The following is a 19,843-nucleotide window of genomic DNA, read 5'->3' as shown; positions in this document are numbered from 1 at the left end:
AACCCCGGCGGTGAAGCCCACTACAGCGACACCAACCAGCGGACCTCGGTCACGTCGAGTTCCGGCACGCTGTTCACCGCCGGCTACGACACGCTCGACCAGACCCAGCCCGCCTCGACCACCGAGCGGGTCGGCTCGAGCGACGTCACGCACGTTTTCACCCGCACGGCGTTGGGTATTTCGCGGACCGTGGACAACGGCGCAGGCACCATCTACGCCCACGACGTCGACGGCAAGTTCACCGGGTTGGTCGACGCCGCGGGCAAGCACCACAACGCCATCACCGACTACCAGGGCAGCGTGATCGCCCTGGTCGACGACACCGGCGTGGTGACCGCTGGCTACACCTACACCCCGTACGGGTTCAACACCGGCATCACCGGCTCCGCGGGCTCGGCCAACCGGCTCCGGTGGCTGGGTACCTACCAGCTCGCCAGCAGTGAGTACCTGACCGGTTACCGGCACTACAACCCGGCGTACGCTCGCTTCACCCAGCCCGACCCCACCGGCCAGGAAGAGAACTCTTACGCGTACGGGACCGGCGATCCGGTGAATAACAGCGACCCCGCAGGTTCGGATGACGGCGTGAAGTGTGCGACCGCCATTTGGTCCGCAGCCGGCACGTTGATCAGTGGCGGTGGGTCAATTCGCGCTCTGTTCGTAGGAGCGAAAACCGCTGCCAGCGGCTCCGGCGCAGCATCGGGTTTCTTCTCGATCACTACCTTGGTGGGTTCCGACTTCGGTAGTTGCGGGCGAGTTAAGGCCAACATCAACTCGATCGACATCCAGGGCAACCAGTGGCACTATTAGTATGAATGTACGTTGGCATGTGCGGGCCCTTATCGTGAGGGCTCGCACATGTCGTATCTTCGATAAAGAGGTAGATTATGGCAGACGTGGTTTTTGACTCAGGCAGCGGGTCCAACGGTGTCACTTCGCAAGGTAAGAACGACCCCCTGTACTACTTGTGGGTGACATGCTGGTCGTGGTTGACGTCATCAGTGCCCTTGATATCGGTAGCAATATCGCTGTTGTCGTCCACTTCTGGAACATGGGTACGCTTGGGTCAAGTCGGGCAGTTTGTTCTTTTCTTATTCCTCGTTTGGCTGCTCCCGAAATCTAGCATGAAGGTGCTCAGATCGGAGTTGTCCGTCACTTCAAACGCTTCCGCGATGGCCGTTATTCACGATCCCGGCCAACTGCGGCGGCACATTGGCTCGAGCTTTTGGTCTCGTTGGTTGCGTGCGTTTCTTCCGAGAAAATCATTCGATCACGAATCCTTTCGGTTGGCGCCGGTTTTCATTATGGCGATCGTCCTTGTAAGCTGGGATCGTCAAACGGCGGGACATGTGTCGATCCTCTGGCCGATTGCACTGATTGCATTCATTGTCGTATTGATGTTCTTGGTTGCTCCGATTGGCGTGTCTCGTGTTCTCCGGATGCGCAAGTCTTAAGGTTTAGTGGAATGTTTTTCAACTGGAAACTTTTCAACTTTAACCTTGATAAGTTGTCGGCTGGAATGCCATGTGTATGACTACGCCTCGGTCCGAGATTGACGCATGTTGGTGGCCACCGGTCAGCCGCAGTCGTAGTCCCGCGCCCACCCCGAACTTGCACACGGGACTGGAAGGTGCATGCGACCAACCGGAATAGTCTATTTCTGGACAGGGGGGCCATCGTCTAGCCTGCGATCGTTCGCGCCATCGCGGCGTCCGGTGTCTTCGTCGGTCGTCGTTGATAGGCAGGTCAGTAGCTGAGCCCGCGATGAGCGTCTTCGCCTAAACCGTGTTCGCGGCCATCGACCAGTTCTTCTTCCAGATCGGTTCGTCGCGCGGCTGTGGCCGTCTCCGCCTCGGCATCCTCTTCCTGTTCCTTCTCGGCGGCGAGTTCAGTGTAGAACCGTGCGACATAGGCGTCGACGGAGTCACGCAGCGATTCACGAGTCAGCATCACGTCCGAGGCGGCGTCTTCGCGGTCGGGTGTGGTCATCAGGTGCCTCCATTGCCGGGTGATATCCCGCCAGGCCTCGACCCGAAGGTCGTTGCCGGCAGGTTGCTGGCCGAGCGGGGAGACAGCATCGGCGGTCGTGATTCCGTAGGTTTCACGATACGCCGCAGCCAGCCCGACAAGCTGATCCCACTGCCGCGCAAGTGCGGCATCCTCGGGACGTGCACCAAAACGCGCAAGCCACGCCGGTTGCTCCTGTACGACCTGGTCGCGCAGCTGTTCGGTCCGTGCGGTGATCTCCGCGTTCATGGTTGCCAGTCGTTCCAGCGGACCGTGGTAGTTCGCCGCGTGCGCGAGATCAGGTTGTGCCTGCCAGGGCAGCGCGGAGTGGTGCCCGTCGCCGGCGTCGTGCTGGCGGACAAGTGCGCTCACCAGCGCGATCCCAGTTGTCCGCGGGGCGGTGTTCTTGGCACCGGTCGTCGTCGCCGCGATCTGGCGGACGGCGTCGGTGAGCGCGGTGTCGGGGTCGAGTCCTGCGGTGGCACCACCGGCGGCGTGGCGCCACACGATGCCCCAGCGCTCCTCGGTCACGACAGCGTCGGGCAGGTGCGCGGCGACGATCTGCTGCCAGCGGCCGATCTGCTCGCCGGTCGCCGGGGCGATCCGGGCGGGCGCCTCGTAGGTTCCGACGTGGTCGTTGATGCGCTTGGCGAGCACCGCAGCCGGGTCGTCCGCCCAGCTGAATCCGCGGTCGTCGACGAGGTCACGCACGAGACGTTCGGCCTGCCACCCCCGGTCCTGGGCGCGCGCCAGCGCCGCCAGCGCCGCGGGCTCGGCACCGGCGTTGACCGCGTCCGGGACGTAGCGGGCAAGGACATCGAGGTAGCGGTCCTCGTCACCGTCGCGCGCCAGCAGCTCGTAGCGGCGGATGAGCACGTTCAACGGCTCGAGCGCAACCCGGTCCTCGGGGTGATCGAACTCGGCGAACACGTCGTCCGGCTCGGTGGTGTGAGCCGTCGATCGTGGCTTCGCGGGTGCGGATGACGCGGACGCTGGCGTCTGCCCGAAGGTGTCCCAGCGCTCGCTCAGGGTGCGCCAGGCGTGCGCCCTCGCGCCGTGACTGTCGGGTTTGCCGCCTAGCGGCGTCTCGCCCTCGATACGGAAGGTCTCGCGGTAGGCGGCGACGAGGCCGACGAGCTCGTCCCAGTCCTCGGCTGCGATCGGGTTCTCCAGTCGCGGCCCGAGGCTGGCCGTCCACTCCGGCTGGTCTCGAATCACCGCGGCGCGCAGCTGCTCGACGCGATCGGCGATCGCCTGGTTCATCTCGTACAGGTACTGCGCGTGCCCGGGGTGATGGCGGACGTGGGCGAAGTCGGGGCGGGCCAGCCACGGAACGGTGCGTTGATGAGCCTCACCACGCTCACCTCGGCGCTGCAGCTCGGCGGCCAAAGCCGCGTCGGCGTAGCGGTCATCCGGCATCGGATCCGGCACCACCGGACGCGCAGCGAGCTGGTGGCCGACGACGGTCAGCGCCGCGTCGATGTCGAACCCGGCCGCCAGCGCACCGGCGGCACGGTGCCAGATCGGGTCCCATTCCGGGTCTTCCACGGCCACGTGCGGGGCGATTGCGTCGACGATGCCGCGCCAGCGAGTGACATCCGCGGGTAGCGGAGGTGCAGTTGGCGAGGGTGGCTGACGGCGCTCAAGGTGCTTTCTGATCCGGGCTTGCAGCGCGGCGCCCGGGTTGTCGGCGTCGTCGAGCGACTGGCGCCAGCGCATCACGACGGCGACGAGCGGGTCGGGCTCCCAGCCGAGATCGTGGGCGTTGCGCAGCGTCTGGATCAGCGCCGGTTCACTGTCGAGATCGACGGTGGAGGGGGCGTGATGGGCGAGGATGGCGCGGTAGCGCTCGTCGTCGCGGTAGGTGGCGGTGTAGTTGTAGCGGAGAACGAGCGTGCCCATCGACACCGCTTCGTCCTGCGCCTCCCGCAACGTTTCGGTGGCCGAGACCTCGGCACCGGAGTGGTGCAGCACGCCGGTGAGCACGGACTCCGGGGACACTGGTTCGGGGGTTTCGAGGTGCTGGTCGATGACGTGGTGGTGGGTGACGACGTAGAGGTAGTTGCCGAGCATGGCGCGGGTGATGCCGGGGTAGAACTGCTCGCGGGTCATCGTCGGCGGCACCAGCAGGTGGGCGTTGCCGGTGCTGGTCATGCCCTGCACCCGGTTGATCGTGGCGACGTAGGCGAGCTCGACGTGCGCCTGGACGTATCCGGCCGGCAGCGTGATGGCAGCCTTGTGCACCCGGTGCTGGACGGTGATCTTGCCGGAGCGGTGTACGTCGGTGATGGTCCAGACGTCGCCGTTCTTGACGAAATCCTTCCCGCCGAACAGCGACAGCAGCCGTTGGTTGTGGCGGGTGACGACCCAGTCCCCGACACTGGCGGTGGTGGCATTGTGCAGCTCCACCTCCCGCCCGCGATCAACCAGGCCCCGGTTGAGGCGCCGTTCGCGGGCGTCGATGTTCAGGGCGACGGTGTCTTCGTTGGTCGGCACGATCAGCAGCGACTGCAAGCCGGCGTCGAGGTCGGCTTGCCAATGCGAGCGGGCGGCGTCGCGCATCGTCTCCAGCGACCCATCGGAGACCCGGCCCGACTCGAAGTAGTACTCGAGCCCCTTCGGGTTCGCGGCCCGAATCTGCAGCGACGCCGCAGCCTGCTCCCTGCGGTCGTCGCCGCGGAAGCGCACGATCTCCCTGAACCGCACTGCGCCGACGTCGTGGGCGATCAGCCGGATCGCGCCCCCGGCCTCGACTGCGGCCAGCTGGGCGTCGTCACCGATCAGCCGCACGTCGGCGCCGTGGGTCAGCGCGTACTTGACGACCTTGTGGAGCGTGTGGGTGCCGGCCATCGCCGCCTCGTCGACGATCACCAGGTCCCCGGCTTGCATAGGGAACGCGCGGTGGGCGAATCCAAACTTCAGTGCGGTGGTCAGCTGGTGCAGGGTGTGCGGCTTCGCCCCGATCGACGCACCCAGCTCTTGGGCCGCACGTGCTGAGGGGCCGAAGGCGTAGACGCGGTGCCCGGTGCGCCGCCACGCGGTGGCCAGGACCTTCATTGCCGAGGTCTTCCCGGCCCCGGCCGGCGCCAAGGCGAAGTGCAGGCGGCGCCCGGAGCGGGCGAACTGGCGCACCATCTCCGCCTGCCCGGCGTTCAATCCCTGACCGGCGAGGGCTTTCTCGACGGTGTCGGCACGTAGCCGGTGCCCGCCGCCGCGGCGCGCCCAGGCGACCAGGTCGCCTTCGGCGGCGAGGGTCGCGGTGGTGGTGTAGCGGGTCGAGTTGTGCTCCACGAACACCGACTCGCCGTCCCTCCGACGCAGCGAGGCCGGCTCGGTGACCGCGGTCGGCCCGACGAGGGCGAGGGTGTCGGGCTGGGCCAGGACGGTGTCGACGACGTCGACGACCAGCTGTCCCCGCTTGTCGACGGGCATCCGCAGGTGCGCGGACTGGCGGTGGGCTTCGGCGGCGAGGTTCCACCAGGAAAAGTGCGCGTAGTTGTCCGACACCACCTCCCGCGTGACCTGGGCGAGTTTCGCGATGTCGACCGCATCCGGCTCGGCGCGTCCGCTGAGGAACACCGTCCGGCTCAGCGCGTCGAGGACCTCGGCGGCAACGATGCCAAGCGCGTGCTCGCGCCACGCCGCGAGGTGCTCCGGCAGCGTCTTCGGCGGTTGCTTGCCGGGGCGGTTGTCGTACTGGGCGGCCCGGTCGATGGCGAAGATGTCCTTGGGCGTCGGCTCCTTCCCGTGTTTGGCCCGGAACTCCACGATGCGTTTCGCCCGGGCGGCTTCGAACTGACGATGCCGCTGGGAGAACAGCTTCACCAGCTCGACCGGAATCCCGTCGAGCTGCCACACCGGGCGTTTCATGTCGACGCCTTCGGCGCCCCGCTGCACCCAGGAGGCGCCCTGTTCGCGGAACAGGTCGCGCAGGCGGTTGTCGAAGTACTCCGACGCGGTGACGGTCGCGGCCAGCACGGTGCGGCCGTCGAGGGCGGTCCATTCACCGTCGTCGCTGCGTTGCACCTTCGAGGAGATCAGGGCGTGGATGTGCAGGTGCGGATCGGAGGCGCGGGAATCCCAGTGCTCGAACAACGCCGCGACGATGCCGTTGACGTCGACCTGCGCTTCGCCCATGTTCCCGCGGCGGGTGAACGCGACGTTGTCCTCCACCCAGGACAACGTGTCGCGGGCGGCTTGGCGGACCATGCCGGCGATCAGTTCCCGCTCCGCGGGTTGCGCCATCGCCCACGCAATCGACACCGACTTGTCCGGCGTGAACACCATCTCAAAACCCGACACCGCCGACTTGAGATCGCGCTTCTGCTCCGCAAGCCACTCGTTCAGCTCCGTGTCGCCGGCAGGGCCTCTACCATCGTGGGCTTTGCGGTAAGCCTGCAGCTGCACCCCGCGACGCAGCTCGGCACGTTCCTGCGCGGAGATCGGCGCGCCGACTGGACGTCCGTGCAGGCGGTTGTGGTCTTTGTACGCCTGCGACACCTGGGAGCGCAGATGATCCAGCGCCGAGTACTGCGGGAACCGGCGCCCCAGCCGAGTGGCGTTCAATGCCTCTGCGGCGGTGGCGCCGCCGGCGATCATCTCGGCTTCGATGGCGTCGGCGTGCGGGTTCCGGCCCTCGCCGAAGAGGGCGTCCATCTGGGCAGGGGTGACTGCGCCGGAGAGTCCTAAGTGCTCTGCTCCAGCGCCGAACCATTGGCCTGCCGGGTAACCACGGGAGAGGTAGTAGTCACTTAACAGCTCGCCGGGTGCGAGCTCACGGCTGCGATCGGCGCACGCCACCGTGTTCGTGAGATACACATGACCACCAGGGCTCAGCTTCCGCAAGCCCATCATGTCCACACCAGACTACGCCCAAAAGGCAGCGGCGCCCACCCGGTTCAGAACGTCTGCAAGACGTGCTGTGTGCGGGGTAGGGGGCAGGCTGGGTGAGGTGGTGGCGGTGGCGTGGTTGGCGGGGTGAGTGGGGGGCGGGGGAAGGTGCGGGGTGCGGTGTGGTGGCGGGCGGGGTGCGGTAGGTGGGCGGGTTGGTGGGGCGTGGGTGTGGTGAGCGAAATTTCGGGTCGAGTGCCGGCGCCTGCACTAAGGCGCCCCGGCGCCGTCTGCCGGCGCCTGCGCGGTCCCCGGCTGTGCCGACACGCCAAAGCGGCCGCCGATCCGGAGATCGGCGGCCGCTGTCGTGTGCGGACGGTCGTTAGGCCCAGCGGTCGTCGGTGAGGTAGGTCAGCTCAAGGCGGGTGGCGGCCGCCACGGTTTCGACCGTGAAGCTGCACGGGGCAGGCAGCTTTCGGATGTAGCTGATGAGTAGCTCCCGCAGGTCGGTGGTGACGGCGGCGGGTTCGTCGGTCGGGTTCGTGTCGGCGGCGGCTAGCTCGCGGTCGATGTCGGAAAGAATGTCGTGGAAGGTGCGCACGGTGGCGGCTCCTGGTTCGAGGGGCGGGGGCACTCGGTCGGGGGTGGCCCCCGCCGTGTGGCGGGTGGTCAGGCGACGGCGGCGAGTTCGCGCGACAGGCTGAGCGCGGACAGCGGCGGCATGTCGCGGTCCCGGCACATCTCGCACCGGTTGTCCGTGCTCGGGGTGCGCTGCTCGCTGGGGGTGCGTTCGATGTTGCACGCCACGCACAACCCGCCCGGCGCGACCGGGAGCAAGGCAAGCCGCTCGTAATCCTCATCGGACAGGGCGTAGCCGGTCAGGTCGGTTGCGGCGTCGCTGCTGTCGTCCAGGTCGGCGTGACGCTGCCGCTCCTGCTCGTAGACGTCCACCCCGCGCTCGTCCTTGTGGACGAAACCGGCGGTCGGGATCGCCTGCTCAATCTGCCGCCACTGCTCGTCATACCGGGCTTCCACCTCCCCGACGACGTAACGGCCCTCCGCCTGCTTCTCGATCGGCTCGCGCCCGGCCTTCGCCGTGCTCATGGCCTTGGTCTTCTCCTCGGCGGCGGGCGTGGCAACCGGCGCGGTGCCCTCGGCTGCTGCGGCAGGCTCGGCCGGTTCCCCGGTGACGGTGTGCTCCCCGGGCACGGGGCGCTGCGTTGACTCGGCTTCCCGGCGGCAGGCATCGGAGCAGTACCGCATCTCGGGGAGCCCGGCGAGGTTGCCGTCACAGTTGCCGCACCGGTGGATGTCACCGGAGGTGGCTTCGGTGGTCTGCTGCCGGGCGGCGGTGCGGGCGCGCGCGTGCTCGGCGCGGGCCTTGCTCGCGTACACGCACGCCAGGACGAGCGTGCGCAGGTCATCGGAGAGGCCGGGCCAGAGAGCGTGAGCGGTCTGGATGGCTTCGACGATGGCAGAGTGCGTGGCGCTGGGGTTCTTGAGCAGCGTGGCGCACGTGGTGAACGCGTGCTGCTGGCTGCCGCCGGTAGCGGCGTTGAGCCACCGCAACCCGTTGAGCGCGTCGGCGATACGCGGCGGGGTCTCGCGCAGCATCACCGTCACGTCGTTGACCTCGGTCACGGCGACGGCCCGGCGGGTCTCGCTGCTGTAGACGCACAGGTTGATCAGCTCGCGCTCGGTCTCGCCGTAGCTGTCCCACTCGGTGTGAGCGGTGCGCACGGCGGCGAGGACGTCACCGTTGATCGCGGCGTCGGTGTTGAGGAGGGTGGCGCACGCGGCGAGGATCGCGGGCGGGTTCTCGCCGCTGTCGGTGAAGGCGGCCCGTAGCTCGGTGAGGGCGGTCCGGACGCGTGGCGGCTGCGCCTGCAATGCCTGCACGGCGCGGGTGATGCTAGGGAGGTGCTTACGGTGAATGGTCGCAACCATGAGAGTTGATCCTTACGTGTTGAATGAGTTCGGCTATCGGGTTTGCGGTCCCGATCACCTTGCGATGTCAATATTACCGCGCGGCTGTCGTCTATTCCACGCGAAATGGGGTTTTCATGTGACTATTTTGGGCAATTCAACGGGCCTATTTGTTGTCCCATGTGTGACTTACTGTCCGGCTCGCCTTCGGGTGATCACGCGCGCGCTGAGGGCGGCTGCGGGGCGCCGTGGTGCTGCTGGTCGGCGAAGTAGGAGTGACCACGAGCTGAGTGGGTGGTGGGTGGCCCCGAAGCAACCGGGGCAGGCCCCCGGCCTGCCCTTAATGCCTGACCTAGGGAGTAGGGGCCCCGAATGCAAGGGTGGGGCCTCGAAATATTTTTGGCCACGCTTTTCGGTCAAAAATATTTCGGGGTGCCCTTGCATTTGGGGGGACGACCGATACAATTTCGGGGCCACCCACCACCCGCGGACGTAACCGATCCATCTCACGGGTGCGTCCCTGCCGGTGCTCTGGATCTAAGCGGCTGACCAGCGGAAACGGTTTCCCCCGTGGCCGGCACGGGTGTGATGGCCTGCGGGTATGCTCGTCGTAGCGCTCCGCGGGCCTACGTGTCCCTGAGTCGGAGCGTCAGCGGGCCGCCGCGAGTTTTGCGGCTTGCCACTTCGGTGGCGTGGCCCTTCGGGGCTGCTGCGGCGGTACCGCGCCCTTCTCCTCGCTCGCCGGCTGTCGTCGTGAACACGGTCGACGCTGTCGGTCGCCTTGTCGGCGGTGCGAGCGCTGCCCCGCCGGTGTGACGCGGTGACGCCGGTGCCGCGGGTAGGTTGGTGGATAGAACCGCAGCCCTCCCCCGCGGGAGGTGCGTCATGGTTGAACGTCACACAACACGTTCCAAGCGGAAGCGTCGGTCGTCGGCGACGCTGGAGCGGCTGGAGGCAGCGCGGCGCCGCCGCGTCGAGCAGCTGGAGCGCGAACGCGAGAACGAGCGGCGTGTTGATGCGGCGCTGGGCCCGTTCGCGGAGGCGGTGACGGCGATCGAGGCGGTGGAGCGCCGGCGTGCGGACCGCATCGGCGCGCTGGGCGCGCAGCTGGAGCGGAAGCTTGCCGAGCTGGACCGGCAGCGCGCGGCGAAGGTCGCGGAGTTCGAGCGGGCGGCCGAGCAGGTCCGTGCAGATGCGGAGATGGAGATCGGCGAGTGGCGGGCGGTGATGGCGACCGCGGTGGCCGAGATCCGCGCGGCGGATGTGGGTGCGGCGGAGACTGCGGCGTTGCTGGGAATCTCGGCGAAGGTGGTCACTGCCTTGTCGCGGATCGCCGCGGCAGCGTCGGAGGTCGGCCAGCGGAGCGACGCGGACTCCACGCGCGCGGAAGCAGGGGACGCGGCAACTTTCGGTGATGAGCGGGCTGCCGAGGCGCCCGCGAACGAGTAGGTCGAGCCATCCGAACGAGATTCAGGGGTGGATGTTCCGGCAGACTGATTCGGCCGGGCACCCCGGGCACGAGAAGAGGGGCGGTGGCACAGTCAGGTGCCACCGCCCCTCTCGTGGTGTCGGCGAGTTAGCGCGTCGCGGTCGGCTGGTTGGCCTGCTGCTGGGCGAGACGCCGGGCTCGGCGGGCCAAGGTGGCGCGTCTGCGGCGCTGGTAGTAGACGATCATCGCGGCGATGCCGCAGCAGAACGGGATTCCGACGGCCCACTGGCTGGCAGTGCCGCCTTGATCGGCGCCGGGGAAGTGCCCGATGAACAGGTAGCCGGGCAAGGTGACGGCGCCGAGGATGGCGCCGCGGTGGTAGCGGTGGGCGAGGTTCGGTTTGATTCGGTTGCGGCTGAGGTAGGCGACGCCGCACCCAATGAGCGCACCGAACAGGACGGCGCCGGGGAGGGCGAGCAGGCCGGCGGGGCCGGTGAAGGGCGTGACGAGGAGTCCGATGTAGCCGAAGGGCTGGATGCCGAGGTAGAAGCCGGTGCCTCCGGCGAGGACGAGCCCGGGGATCGTGACGCCGTAACGATTGCTCATGTTCCGAGCGTAGGACGATTCTCCTACCCTAAAGGGTGATTTCCGGCCCAGGGCACGAAGTATCCGCTCGGGCGCGACACGGCTCTTCGTCGGCGCATCGGATCGGGTGGACGTCGTGTTGTGTGCGGCGGGCATGGTGATCTCCGGGGTGCGGTGTGTGGCATGGGAAAGGCCGGGGCCAGCCGTCAGGCTGGCCCCGGCCTTCGGGGTGGTGCCCGGCCGGAGGGGAAGTCCGGCCGGACACCGGCTCTCATCAGAAGGGCGGCTCGTCGCTGAACCCGCCGCCGGCGGTCGCGCCGACCAGGTCGCGCTCGGCGGCCGGGCCCCACGGGTCGTCGGCGGGGGCCGCGCCGGTGTGGGTGCTGGTGACGCGGTCCGAGTTGGCCTTCGCGTTCTTGGTGACCGTGGTGGTGGCGTAGCGCAGCGACGGGCCGATCTCGTCGACGGTCAGCTCCATCACGGTGCGCTTGTCGCCTTCCTTGGTCTGGAACGAGCGCTGCTTGAGGCGGCCCTGGACGATGACGCGGGCGCCGCGGGTCAGGGACTCGGCGACGTTTTCGGCGGCCTGCTGCCAGATGGTGCAGCGCATGAACAGTGCCTCGCCGTCCTCCCATTCGCTGGTGGCGCGGTTGAAGGTGCGTGGGGTGGAGGCGACGGTGAAGTTCGCGACCGGGGTCCCGGTCTCGGTGAAGCGGAGTTCGGGGTCGGCGGTGAGGTTGCCGATGATGGTGATGGTGGTGTCGCCGGCCATGGTGTGTCTCCCTGGTGCTCGTTGGGGTGTGGAACGCGGCGCAGCTGAGCACGCGGCGGCCGGGGGTCGCCTTTAGGCGACGTCCCCGGCTCGGCTCATCCGCCCGCGCGCGAACCAGCTCGCGCGCGACTGGCATCGGAGCTCGGCAGGGTGAGGAGGCTGGTTCACCCGGGCGGATCGGGCCGGGCTTCGGGGACGCACTGCCCCTGGCCGGGGTGTGCTTACCTTCGGGCGATCCACGACCCGGCGAGCCGGGCGAGGCCACCGCCGGTGACAACGCCCCACCCGTCATGCCATCCATCCACGACGACTCCGCACCGGGCCGGTGACTGCCGACCGATGCCCTCGCACTGACCGCACGGTCGCGCGGCGCGAACAGCGAGAGGGGTGGGCGTCACGCCTGGTCGGTCGCGGGCTCGCTCAGGAGCGTGCGGCGGGCATCATCGCTGGCGTTCTGGAACACGTGATGGACCTTCGACGGCGCGATTGCGTGGGCGAGGACGGTCGAGAGTAGGCTCGCCAGGGGTTGTTCGGGGTCGGTGTGCTCGAGCGCGATCCGCGCGACGGTTCCGTCGCCACGGAGGTAGGAGTAAACCGCGACGACGGTGGCAAGCTGGCCGGCAATGGGATCGCAGCTGTGGCGCCACAGGTGTAGGACCAGGTTTTCGGCGGCCAGGCGTGCCGCGTGGTCGGGTAGGGCGAGCAGGGCGTCGCGGAACGCGGGCATGGCGAAGGTCGCGGCAAGATCGATGATGTCGGCCTCGTCGGTGGGCAGCTGGCCGTGGCCGGCGGCGCGGATCGCGGCGTCGGCGCGATCCAGCCGGACGTGCGCGGCCAGGTGCCAGGATTCGTCGATGGCGGCGGATTCGGTGGCGTGGGCGATGCGGGGGTGCAGCCGTGCGCGGAGCGGCTCGGGGACCGGGGTGAACCGCGCCGCGAGGGTTGCCCGACTGTCGGCGATGGAGTGTCCGGCGGTGACTGCGGCGGCCGCGGCTGCGGTGGCTGCGGGGTCGGGCAGGACACCGGTGCGGTTGGTGTTGCGGTAGGAGCGCCAGCGCGCGCCTTCGGCGATGTCCGGCACGTGCACGATGTCGACGTCGGTGAATCCGTGGTCGGCCAGCGCCGTGATGATGGCCTCGATGTCGGCGCGCAGCGGCAGCGAGTCAACGCCGTCGGTGCCGACGACGACACCGGTCATGCAGAGGACGGGCAGATCGGCGCATTGCCGGTTGAAGTGCTGCGCGCAGCCTTCCGGATCGTGGGCGAGGTGGGCGAGGTCGATTCGGGCGAGCGGGCCGCTGCTGGCCGAGCCGGTGTCCTTTGTGAGCGTGGCGATCAGCACGAGGGAGTCTTCGGGCATGAAGCAGAGCAGCGCCGGGATGCTGGCGACTACGACGCTGGTGTCGGCGGGAGTGAGCGGCATCGACGATCGTCCTTTCGGAGAAGAGCGAGCACGGACTGTCGGTGAGGACTGGGCTGGGGAGAGCGGCGGCAGAGTTCGGCGTGCAGGGTCCGTGTGGCGGGAGGCTGGGATGAACCCGTCGGCGGTGAAAACAGTTGTCAGCTATCGGTGGAGGTAGTCAGAGTTGCTCGCAACTGCTGTGCGACGTCTGCGATGTGGGTGTGCAGAGTGGCGAAGTCGACGCTCTCGCGCATCCAGTGGTGGACCAGCCGGGTGAGCTTCGTGGGGTGCGGACCGCGCTGGATGATGAGCCCGGCGACGCTGCTGTCCTTGCGCAGGAGTGCGGTGACGGCGGTCAGCGCGGTCATCGTGGGTGCGTATCGGTCGGAGGCGTGTCGCCACAGGTGCAGCCATAGCGCCTGGGCAGCCCCGCATCGCTGTTCGGTGTCCTGGATGAGGTGGATGTCGCGGAGGAGAAAGCTAGACAGGGCAGCGATCAGTTCGGCGATCTCGTGCTGGTCGGTGGGGAGCTGGCCGTGGGTGGCGGCGGTGACCGCATCGTCGATCTGCTGCAGGCGTCGGCGCAGCTGGGGGAAGTCACCGGCGAGTTCTTCGGCTTGGACGTCCTCGGCGATCGGGTCGGCCAGGCTTGCAATGCTGTCGCGAATGTCGGCGGTCGCGGGAACGAATTGGGTGAGGAAGGCGTCGCGGTTGCTGTAGACGCGGTTGCCGTGGAGTACGCGATTGGTGGTGGCCGGGGAGATGGCGGGGTCGGGCAGGGTGCCGGTGTGGTCGGCGACGTCGTAGCAGGACCAGGGAGCGCCGGCGGTGAAGGCCGGCACGTGCAGGAGTTCGATGTTGACGAATCCGGCCTCGCGCAGCCGGTGGGTGAGTTCGTGCAACTGAGCCCGGTAGGGCAGATCGTTGGTGTCAATGGTGTTGTCGTGGACGACGGCGCCGATGAGGCGCTGGACCGGCTGGTCGCCCAGCGCGCGGTTGAGGTCCGCGACGATCACGCGGGGCAGCCGCATGGCCAGGTCGAGGTCGAATCGGGTGATTCGGCCCAAGCGGACGGTGCCGTCGGCATGCACGACTGCGGCGACGATCACGAGGGAGTCGGTGGGGACGAACCCGATCAAGGCGGGGATGGCGGCCAAGAGACCCTCGTCGGTCAAGGAAATCGGTTCGGGCATCAGGGAACCTCGCTGACTACAGTGGACGAATGGTGCCGATGGGAAGGACGTGGCGGCTGCCCGGGGGCCCGACCGGCCACTGGTGGGTCGGCGACGTCGCCGGGGAATCGACGGCGGCTGTCGCCGCACGAGCGCCCGTTCCGGCAACGAACAAGGGCGTGGGCGACTGGAGCCGGAGGTCACCGGCCGAGTTCGGCGCGCAGCGTGTGCGCGGCGGTGTGGGCGATCCACGGCGGTGAGGGCCGTCGGACGTCCCGGCCGGAGGCGGGAATGAATCCGTTGACCGCGACGCTCCAGAACTCCAGCCAGGGTTCGGCGTCGGTGCGTTCGCTGCGGTAGATCACGCGCACGTCCTGCCCGTCGGCACGGCGGGCGTGCGCGGTGATCCGGATCGCGACGCGCAGGCGGTTGCGGCGCTGTGCGGGCTCGTCGTAGAGCAGCGAGACCGGTGTCGCGGGCAGCGCGCGGCACAGTTCGACGAGGACGCCGCGCGCGAGGTTCCAGGCGCCGTAGTCGCCGAGGCTGCCGCGGTGGGGGATGTTGCAGGCGACCGACTCGGGCAGCAGGTAGGAGCGGCTCCAGTCGTAGGCGGTGAGCCACAACCGGTCCTCAGGCATGGTCGGCCACCGCCGTGTTCGCCTCGGCGAGCGCGCGGGTCACGCAGTTGTCGGTGAAGCGGCGCCGCTCGTCCTGCAGCTGCTCAGGCCACGTGCCTGCGTCGGGTTCGAGGATGTTCCAGGCGGCGGTGAGCGCGGCGTCGGTGCAGAGGCCGTCGGGGTCGAGGTAGGGGTAGACGTTTTCGACGACCCGGCAGGCTTCCACGAGACTGGAGGGGAAGCAGGTGTTCCAGACTGCGGTGATGAACGCGGTCTTGTGCCGCCGGATGCGGGCGAGGTCGTCGAGCCAGGTTCGAGGTTCCGGCGCGAGTCGGCGGCCACCGAGTTCGGTTTCGATCAACCGGCAGGCCCGGGCGTAGGCGGATCCGGTGTCGTTGTACGGTGCGCTCTGGGCGGTGGTTGCGGTCATGGCGTGCCTCCGGGTCGGGTGGGTGAACCCGACCTCCCGGAGCACACCGGGGATCCTCGGGCGCCTGGCACCGTGCGGGGCGTGGCGCGGGAGCCGGCGCCCGAGGGTCCGGGTGTGCTGTGCTGGCGGCGGTCGTCCGCACCGGCCGGCGTGCCTGATCGCGGCTACGGTCAGTCGGCGGGCGGCGGGGAGGTGCGGTCCCCCTCTTCTTCCAGCGCCTGTTGGGTCCGGCGCACGAAGTCGAGCAGTTCGGCCCGGGTGCCCTCGACGGTGACCACCGTGATGTTGCGGTCATCGGTCAGGACGAGGGCGAAGTCGCCGTCGGCGCACAGCTGGACGCCGGCTTCGTCGCCGGGGCGTGCCAGCGTGACGTCGCATCCGGCGGGGATACCGGCGTAGTCGCTACTCATCGTCGGTCTCTCCCTCGGACTCGGTGGCGTCGGCGGGTGCTGTGGTCGAACTCGCGAGTGTCCGGTGCTGGATGCGGATGTCCCGGAGCGTCTGCGGAGTCGGTGCGGGGTGGGCGTTCTCGGTCACGTAGCGGATCAGGGTGTCGACTGGCTGCGGATCGTCGTGTGTCAGGAGGGCCAACGCCGCGTAGGTGTCCTCGTCGAGGGAATCGAGGTCAACGTCGGGGACGTGCCACTCCCAGGTCGGGAAGGCGTACCGGCCGCCGGCGTCGGGCCGGAGGCGCTCGACGGCGGGACCGCTTGTCGGATCGGTGTCGTCGTGGAGTGCGTCGTCGTCGGTGACGATCAGGTCGTCGCCGTCCCATCGGAAGCGCAGATGGTCTGAAGTGGCTTCGACGGTGATGGCGATCCACTCGGTGACGACACGACGAAACCGCGGCGTCACGGTGTAGTAGCGGCGGCCGTCTCCACCGTCGGCCGCGAACGTCGGCTCGCCCAGTTGCGCCGGGAAGTAGGGCTGGTCGTCACAGTCCTCCGGTCGTCCGATCGGCCAGGGGCGGTTCGGCACGTCGATGACGGTGCGGACCGGGTGGACGTACTCGCGGGCGGTCTCGTCGCGTCCGTGCCAGCGGACCGGTTCGTTGCGGCGGCGCAGGACACCGAGCCCGCCCTCAGCTGTAGCGCCCGCGGGCCGGCGAGAGGAAGCGGGCCCGGCGGCGCGACCGAGAACGCCGGGCAGAGAAGGTGCGGACATCGGGATTCCCTTCAGCGGGCGCAGAACGCGTGATGGATGGCGCGGACGAGCGGGAACCGGGAACGGCACCGGCGGCAGGAGACCGCGGCGGGGTAGCGCAGTTCCGGCGGTGCGGGAGCCGCACCGGGCGATGCCGCTGGTGGGGTTTTGGTGTCGTAGCGGGGGTTCCACGGTGTGCGGTAGGTGGTGCGCTGCGAGCTGTCCCAGCGGATCGTGATCGACCAATCCGGTTCGGTCAGGTCGCCGTCGCGGAACCGGATGGCGACGGTCTCGACGCGGTACCGGCGATGCCAGTACCCGTCCCAGTAGGTGCCGCCGACCTGGCGCGGGCCGATTTCCTCGAGCACCGCGCGCATCCGTTCCCGGTGACGCCACAGGCGGGTCTGCGCGGCGTCGAACGCGCGTAGCTCGTGCGGCGGAGGTGCCCAGAGACAGGCGCAGGGCTGCGGGTACCACAGTTCGGGCTCGTCGCCATCCGACGGCTCGATGGGGTAGTCGCGGTCGCTTACCAGGAATTCGCCGTCGCCGCCGCAGTCGCGGCAGCCGATGAGGGCCCACAGCCCGCGCAGGTGGGTTTGACGGTATCCCTCGGGAACGTGGATCGTCGGTTCCGTCATGTGCACCTCCGTGAACGGTCGGTCATCTGCGGGCGGGGCCGCCGGTGGTGAACGGGGCCTCGCATGCACGGCGCGGCCCGGGCCGACGACCGCCAGACGGGAGGTCGGGTTCCGTGGCGAGGTCCGGGCCGCTCCGTGCTTTTCTGGTGACCGGGCGCGCCGCGCGGCGTCCCGGCGAGGTCGGCAGCTGGCTACTTCTCGTGCGGGGCGTCCAGGATCGGCGCGAAGTGGGCGCAGACCACCGGTTGCCGTTGCCGGGCCTGGGAAATCACGATGTCGATGGCGTCGCGCAGGCAGGTGCGGACGGCGTGGTGGCTGGGACGGCGCGCCGGGTGGTGATGGACCACGACCGGGTCGAGAGGCCGCTGGCGCTCGCGGTGCTCGCCGGCGTGCTCGCGTTCTTCGACGCTGGACAGCGTGGCGACGAACCCGATGTCGGGCTGGAAGGCGATGTGCAGGCGCGCCCAGGGCAGCCAGCCGTCACCGGCCGACCGGCCGAGGTTCCAGTACGCGGTCGCGGTGTGGCCTTCCCGGCGGATGACGGGGTCGGGATGGGGCTCGATCGCCGAGACGATGACCGGGTCGGCCGGTGCGGCGGGTTCGGCGTCGTGCGGGCGGACGTCGGTCTTGTGGATGGTGAACCCTGAGCCGGGGCGCTCGCCGGCGATGGCTACGCACATGCCCTGGTCTTGCACGACCGTGCCCGGCTGTTGCACCCCGTCCCAGGTGAAGTCGACGCGGTCGCCTTCGGTGTAGCGGTGCTGAAGCATGGGCAGCCAGCCCGCGGGGATCAGGTGGGCGGGGATGAGGGCCTTTTCCAGGTCGGTGCTGTCCGGTTGCCGCTGCCAGAGCCAGACCAGCTCCGGTGTGCCGGGGGCGGCGGGATCTGATGGCGCGGTTTCGGGCATGGCGGGTCTCCTTCTCAGCGGATGGTGAGTCGTGGTCGGGGTGCCGGGCGGTCGGTGAGGATGCGGGGGTGTTCGCGGCCTGCGGCGATGCCGTCGCGGATGGTGGTGGCCAGTTCGGGGGTGTCGAAGTCGGCGACGCCGAGGTGGTGGCGGGCGGCGTTGGTGAGGTGGTGGGTGATCGCGGCGGCGCTGATCCAGCCGTTGCCGTGCAGTTCGCCGAGGGCCGCGGCGGCGGCGTAGACGGTGATGTGGCGGTGGCCTTCGGTGGCGGTGGCGACGTTGCGGCACTCCGCGGTGACGGCGGCCTGGACGTAGGCGCTGACGCGGCGGCTGGTCGCCGGAAGCGGCGGTGGTAGCTGATGGGCGGCCGGTAGCGGTGCAGGTGGTGGGGTGAGGGCGGTGACGAGCCAACTAGGCAGGACAGCGACCGGAAGACCCCAGGTGACGGCGTAGGGCACCGGCACGCCGTGGACGGCGGCGACGGATCCTGGGGCGGTGATGAGCGCGCCGGGTCCGCGGGTGTCGACGTGCCAGCCGAGCCCGCGGCCGCGGGCGCCGACGGTGCTGCGCAGCCGCGACCCGGACGGCCGGGAAAAGTACCGGTGTTCGCCGCCGCGGGGGGTCGCGACGGTGAACGTGTTCACCGGGTCGGGTTCGCCGGTCTGCTGGGCGAGCAGGGCGAGGACGTCGCGGCCGTGGGTGATGCCGCGGCGGGACCAGTGGATGGGGATGGGTCCGTGGGCGGCGTCGAGGTCGAGCACGAGCAGACCCGCGGGTCCGCAGGCGATGCCGACGTTGTGCCTCGGGTGGCGGCGCCACCAGCGGCGGATGCGGTCGGGATCGCAGGTGGCTCGCTGTTGCCAGTCGGGAATGGCGGGCCGCTTGCTGCGCGGGGCGAGCGGGAACACCGGCCATCCGCGCCCGGCGGCGCCCAACGCGGCTGCCAGCAGGCTGTTGGTGGCGGGGACGAGCGCCGGCGTCGGCGTAGTCGTGGTGGTCATGGCACCGGCTCGGCCGAGACCGGGGCTGGGACGGGGTCGATGACCATGACTGCGGCGTTGTCAGTGCCGCCGAAGTACCGGGTGGCGAGTGTCAGCCTGTTCGCGCACGCAGCTGGGCCGCTGAACGTGCGGCACGCGCGGACGAGGGAGGCGTGCGGGACGGGTTTGTGGACGCCGTCGCTGGTGAGGACCAACCGGTGGCGCGGCCCGTTCGTGGTGACGTGGCCGAGCGAGTCGTGCTCGGCGGTGGCCACGGAGCTGGTCACGACGTTGTCCCGCCGGGCGGCCAGCTCCTCGAGGTCCTGCGGCCGGTCGCAGTAGTGCTCGGCGAGGCTGTCGCGCAGATGCTGTCCTTCGGTGTGGTCGACGGTCAGCGGGGTGAGGACGCCGGAGTCGGGGTCGTATTCGTAGGCGCGGCAGTCCCCGACCCACGCGATGTCCCACCCGCCCCCGTGCTCGCGCGGGCGCGGGGCGGCGACGACCATGACGGTGTCGCCGTCGTGGATGGCGGCGAGGGTGCCGGTGGCGGCGAGCAGCCCGGCGACGGCGCCGCGGTCGGCGGCGACGTAGGCGGCGGTGTCGGCCGCGCTACCGGCGGCGTGCACGGCGAGCGGGGAGTCGCCGATGCCGTCGGCCAGGGCCCAGCCGTGGCGGGCGCCGACGAGGGGGACGTGGGTGCCGGTGGCGTCGGCCTGGTGGGTGCGGCCGCCGATGCGTAGCGCCGTTCCGGGCAGGTAGGTGGGGTGGTCGGCGGCGTAGCGGCGGTGGTGGCGGGCCAGGGCGCGAGCGTCACGGTGGGATTCGGCGATTTCAGCCCAACCACATCGGCAGGTGACGTGAGTCCAGCACGGGCCGGGCGGCAGCGGGGCGTAGGGCCAGACGGGGTGGTGTCCGGCGGCGTAGGTGCTGGTGCGGTGGATGGTGTCGAGGACCGGCGGAAGGTGCGGATGCATCGAAGTGAACTCCGTTCACGCGCGGGCTCG

Annotated in this window: 17 protein-coding genes; 2 read left to right on the top strand and 15 right to left on the bottom strand. The window is 69.3% G+C overall.

Features of this window, described 5'->3' with window-relative positions; all coding sequences use genetic code 11:
* A partial coding sequence (locus tag IE317_RS28640) for an RHS repeat-associated core domain-containing protein (RefSeq protein ID WP_229902970.1) occupies positions 1 to 810 on the top strand: 810 nt, incomplete at its 5' end.
* Positions 811 to 1,746: 936 nt separating this feature from the next.
* Here the strand turns inward: IE317_RS28640 and mobF are convergent.
* The 3 genes from mobF to IE317_RS28625 all read right to left on the bottom strand — a co-directional run bounded on the left by mobF (position 1,747) and on the right by IE317_RS28625 (position 8,736).
* Entirely contained in the window at positions 1,747 to 6,858 is a 5,112-nt protein-coding gene (gene mobF, locus IE317_RS28635) for a MobF family relaxase (RefSeq protein WP_229902971.1), read from the bottom strand.
* A 361-nt stretch (positions 6,859 to 7,219) separates the two neighbouring features.
* Entirely contained in the window at positions 7,220 to 7,438 is a 219-nt protein-coding gene (locus IE317_RS28630; RefSeq protein ID WP_191314448.1) for a hypothetical protein, read from the bottom strand.
* 68 nt (positions 7,439 to 7,506) lie between these two features.
* Positions 7,507 to 8,736, bottom strand: a complete 1,230-nt coding sequence (locus IE317_RS28625) for a hypothetical protein (protein WP_191314447.1) — start codon at positions 8,734 to 8,736, stop codon at positions 7,507 to 7,509.
* 912 nt (positions 8,737 to 9,648) lie between these two features.
* Between IE317_RS28625 and IE317_RS28620 the strand changes: the two genes are divergently transcribed.
* Positions 9,649 to 10,212 carry a hypothetical protein gene (locus IE317_RS28620; protein ID WP_191314446.1) on the top strand — a complete coding sequence of 188 codons (564 nt, stop codon included), beginning with the start codon at positions 9,649 to 9,651 and terminating at the stop codon, positions 10,210 to 10,212.
* Between the two features lie 127 nt (positions 10,213 to 10,339).
* On the opposite strand, the gene IE317_RS28615 is transcribed toward IE317_RS28620, so the two are convergent.
* The 12 genes from IE317_RS28615 to IE317_RS28560 form a co-directional block, all read right to left on the bottom strand.
* A complete protein-coding gene (locus tag IE317_RS28615) occupies positions 10,340 to 10,798 on the bottom strand; it encodes a hypothetical protein (protein WP_191314445.1) in 459 nt (152 codons plus the stop codon).
* Between the two features lie 253 nt (positions 10,799 to 11,051).
* Positions 11,052 to 11,549, bottom strand: coding sequence for a single-stranded DNA-binding protein (locus IE317_RS28610; RefSeq protein ID WP_191314444.1), 498 nt, complete (start codon positions 11,547 to 11,549; stop codon positions 11,052 to 11,054).
* 394 nt (positions 11,550 to 11,943) lie between these two features.
* Complete coding sequence (locus IE317_RS28605; protein WP_191314443.1) at positions 11,944 to 12,972, bottom strand: DUF4192 domain-containing protein; 1,029 nt, start codon at positions 12,970 to 12,972, stop codon at positions 11,944 to 11,946.
* A 137-nt stretch (positions 12,973 to 13,109) separates the two neighbouring features.
* A complete protein-coding gene (locus IE317_RS28600) occupies positions 13,110 to 14,144 on the bottom strand; it encodes a DUF4192 domain-containing protein (protein WP_191314442.1) in 1,035 nt (344 codons plus the stop codon).
* 179 nt (positions 14,145 to 14,323) lie between these two features.
* Complete coding sequence (locus IE317_RS28595) at positions 14,324 to 14,761, bottom strand: hypothetical protein (RefSeq protein WP_191314441.1); 438 nt, start codon at positions 14,759 to 14,761, stop codon at positions 14,324 to 14,326.
* The gene (locus IE317_RS28590; protein WP_191314440.1) at positions 14,754 to 15,170 is read right to left on the bottom strand and encodes a hypothetical protein; all 417 of its coding nucleotides are present in this window, start codon (positions 15,168 to 15,170) and stop codon (positions 14,754 to 14,756) included. The genes IE317_RS28595 and IE317_RS28590 overlap by 8 nt, the downstream gene beginning before the upstream one ends.
* A gap of 170 nt (positions 15,171 to 15,340) precedes the next feature.
* Positions 15,341 to 15,580, bottom strand: a complete 240-nt coding sequence (locus IE317_RS28585; protein ID WP_191314439.1) for a hypothetical protein — start codon at positions 15,578 to 15,580, stop codon at positions 15,341 to 15,343.
* A complete protein-coding gene (locus tag IE317_RS28580; protein ID WP_191314438.1) occupies positions 15,573 to 16,148 on the bottom strand; it encodes a hypothetical protein in 576 nt (191 codons plus the stop codon). Before IE317_RS28580 ends, IE317_RS28585 begins: the two co-directional genes overlap by 8 nt.
* Before the next feature lie 197 nt (positions 16,149 to 16,345).
* Positions 16,346 to 16,951, bottom strand: a complete 606-nt coding sequence (locus IE317_RS28575) for a hypothetical protein (RefSeq protein ID WP_191314437.1) — start codon at positions 16,949 to 16,951, stop codon at positions 16,346 to 16,348.
* 191 nt (positions 16,952 to 17,142) lie between these two features.
* Positions 17,143 to 17,859, bottom strand: coding sequence for a hypothetical protein (locus IE317_RS28570; RefSeq protein ID WP_191314436.1), 717 nt, complete (start codon positions 17,857 to 17,859; stop codon positions 17,143 to 17,145).
* Positions 17,860 to 17,873: 14 nt separating this feature from the next.
* Positions 17,874 to 18,860, bottom strand: a complete 987-nt coding sequence (locus IE317_RS28565; RefSeq protein ID WP_191314435.1) for a bifunctional DNA primase/polymerase — start codon at positions 18,858 to 18,860, stop codon at positions 17,874 to 17,876.
* Positions 18,857 to 19,813: a PP2C family protein-serine/threonine phosphatase gene (locus IE317_RS28560; protein ID WP_191314434.1), complete on the bottom strand. Its 957-nt coding sequence runs from the start codon at positions 19,811 to 19,813 to the stop codon at positions 18,857 to 18,859. Before IE317_RS28560 ends, IE317_RS28565 begins: the two co-directional genes overlap by 4 nt.
* Positions 19,814 to 19,843 lie beyond the last annotated feature (30 nt).

The organism is Amycolatopsis bullii, from assembly GCF_014654205.1.
Classification (GTDB): Bacteria; Actinomycetota; Actinomycetes; order Mycobacteriales; family Pseudonocardiaceae; genus Amycolatopsis; species Amycolatopsis plumensis.
Note: the sequence above shows the minus strand (reverse complement) of the source record. Positions and strands in the feature narration are given on the sequence as shown.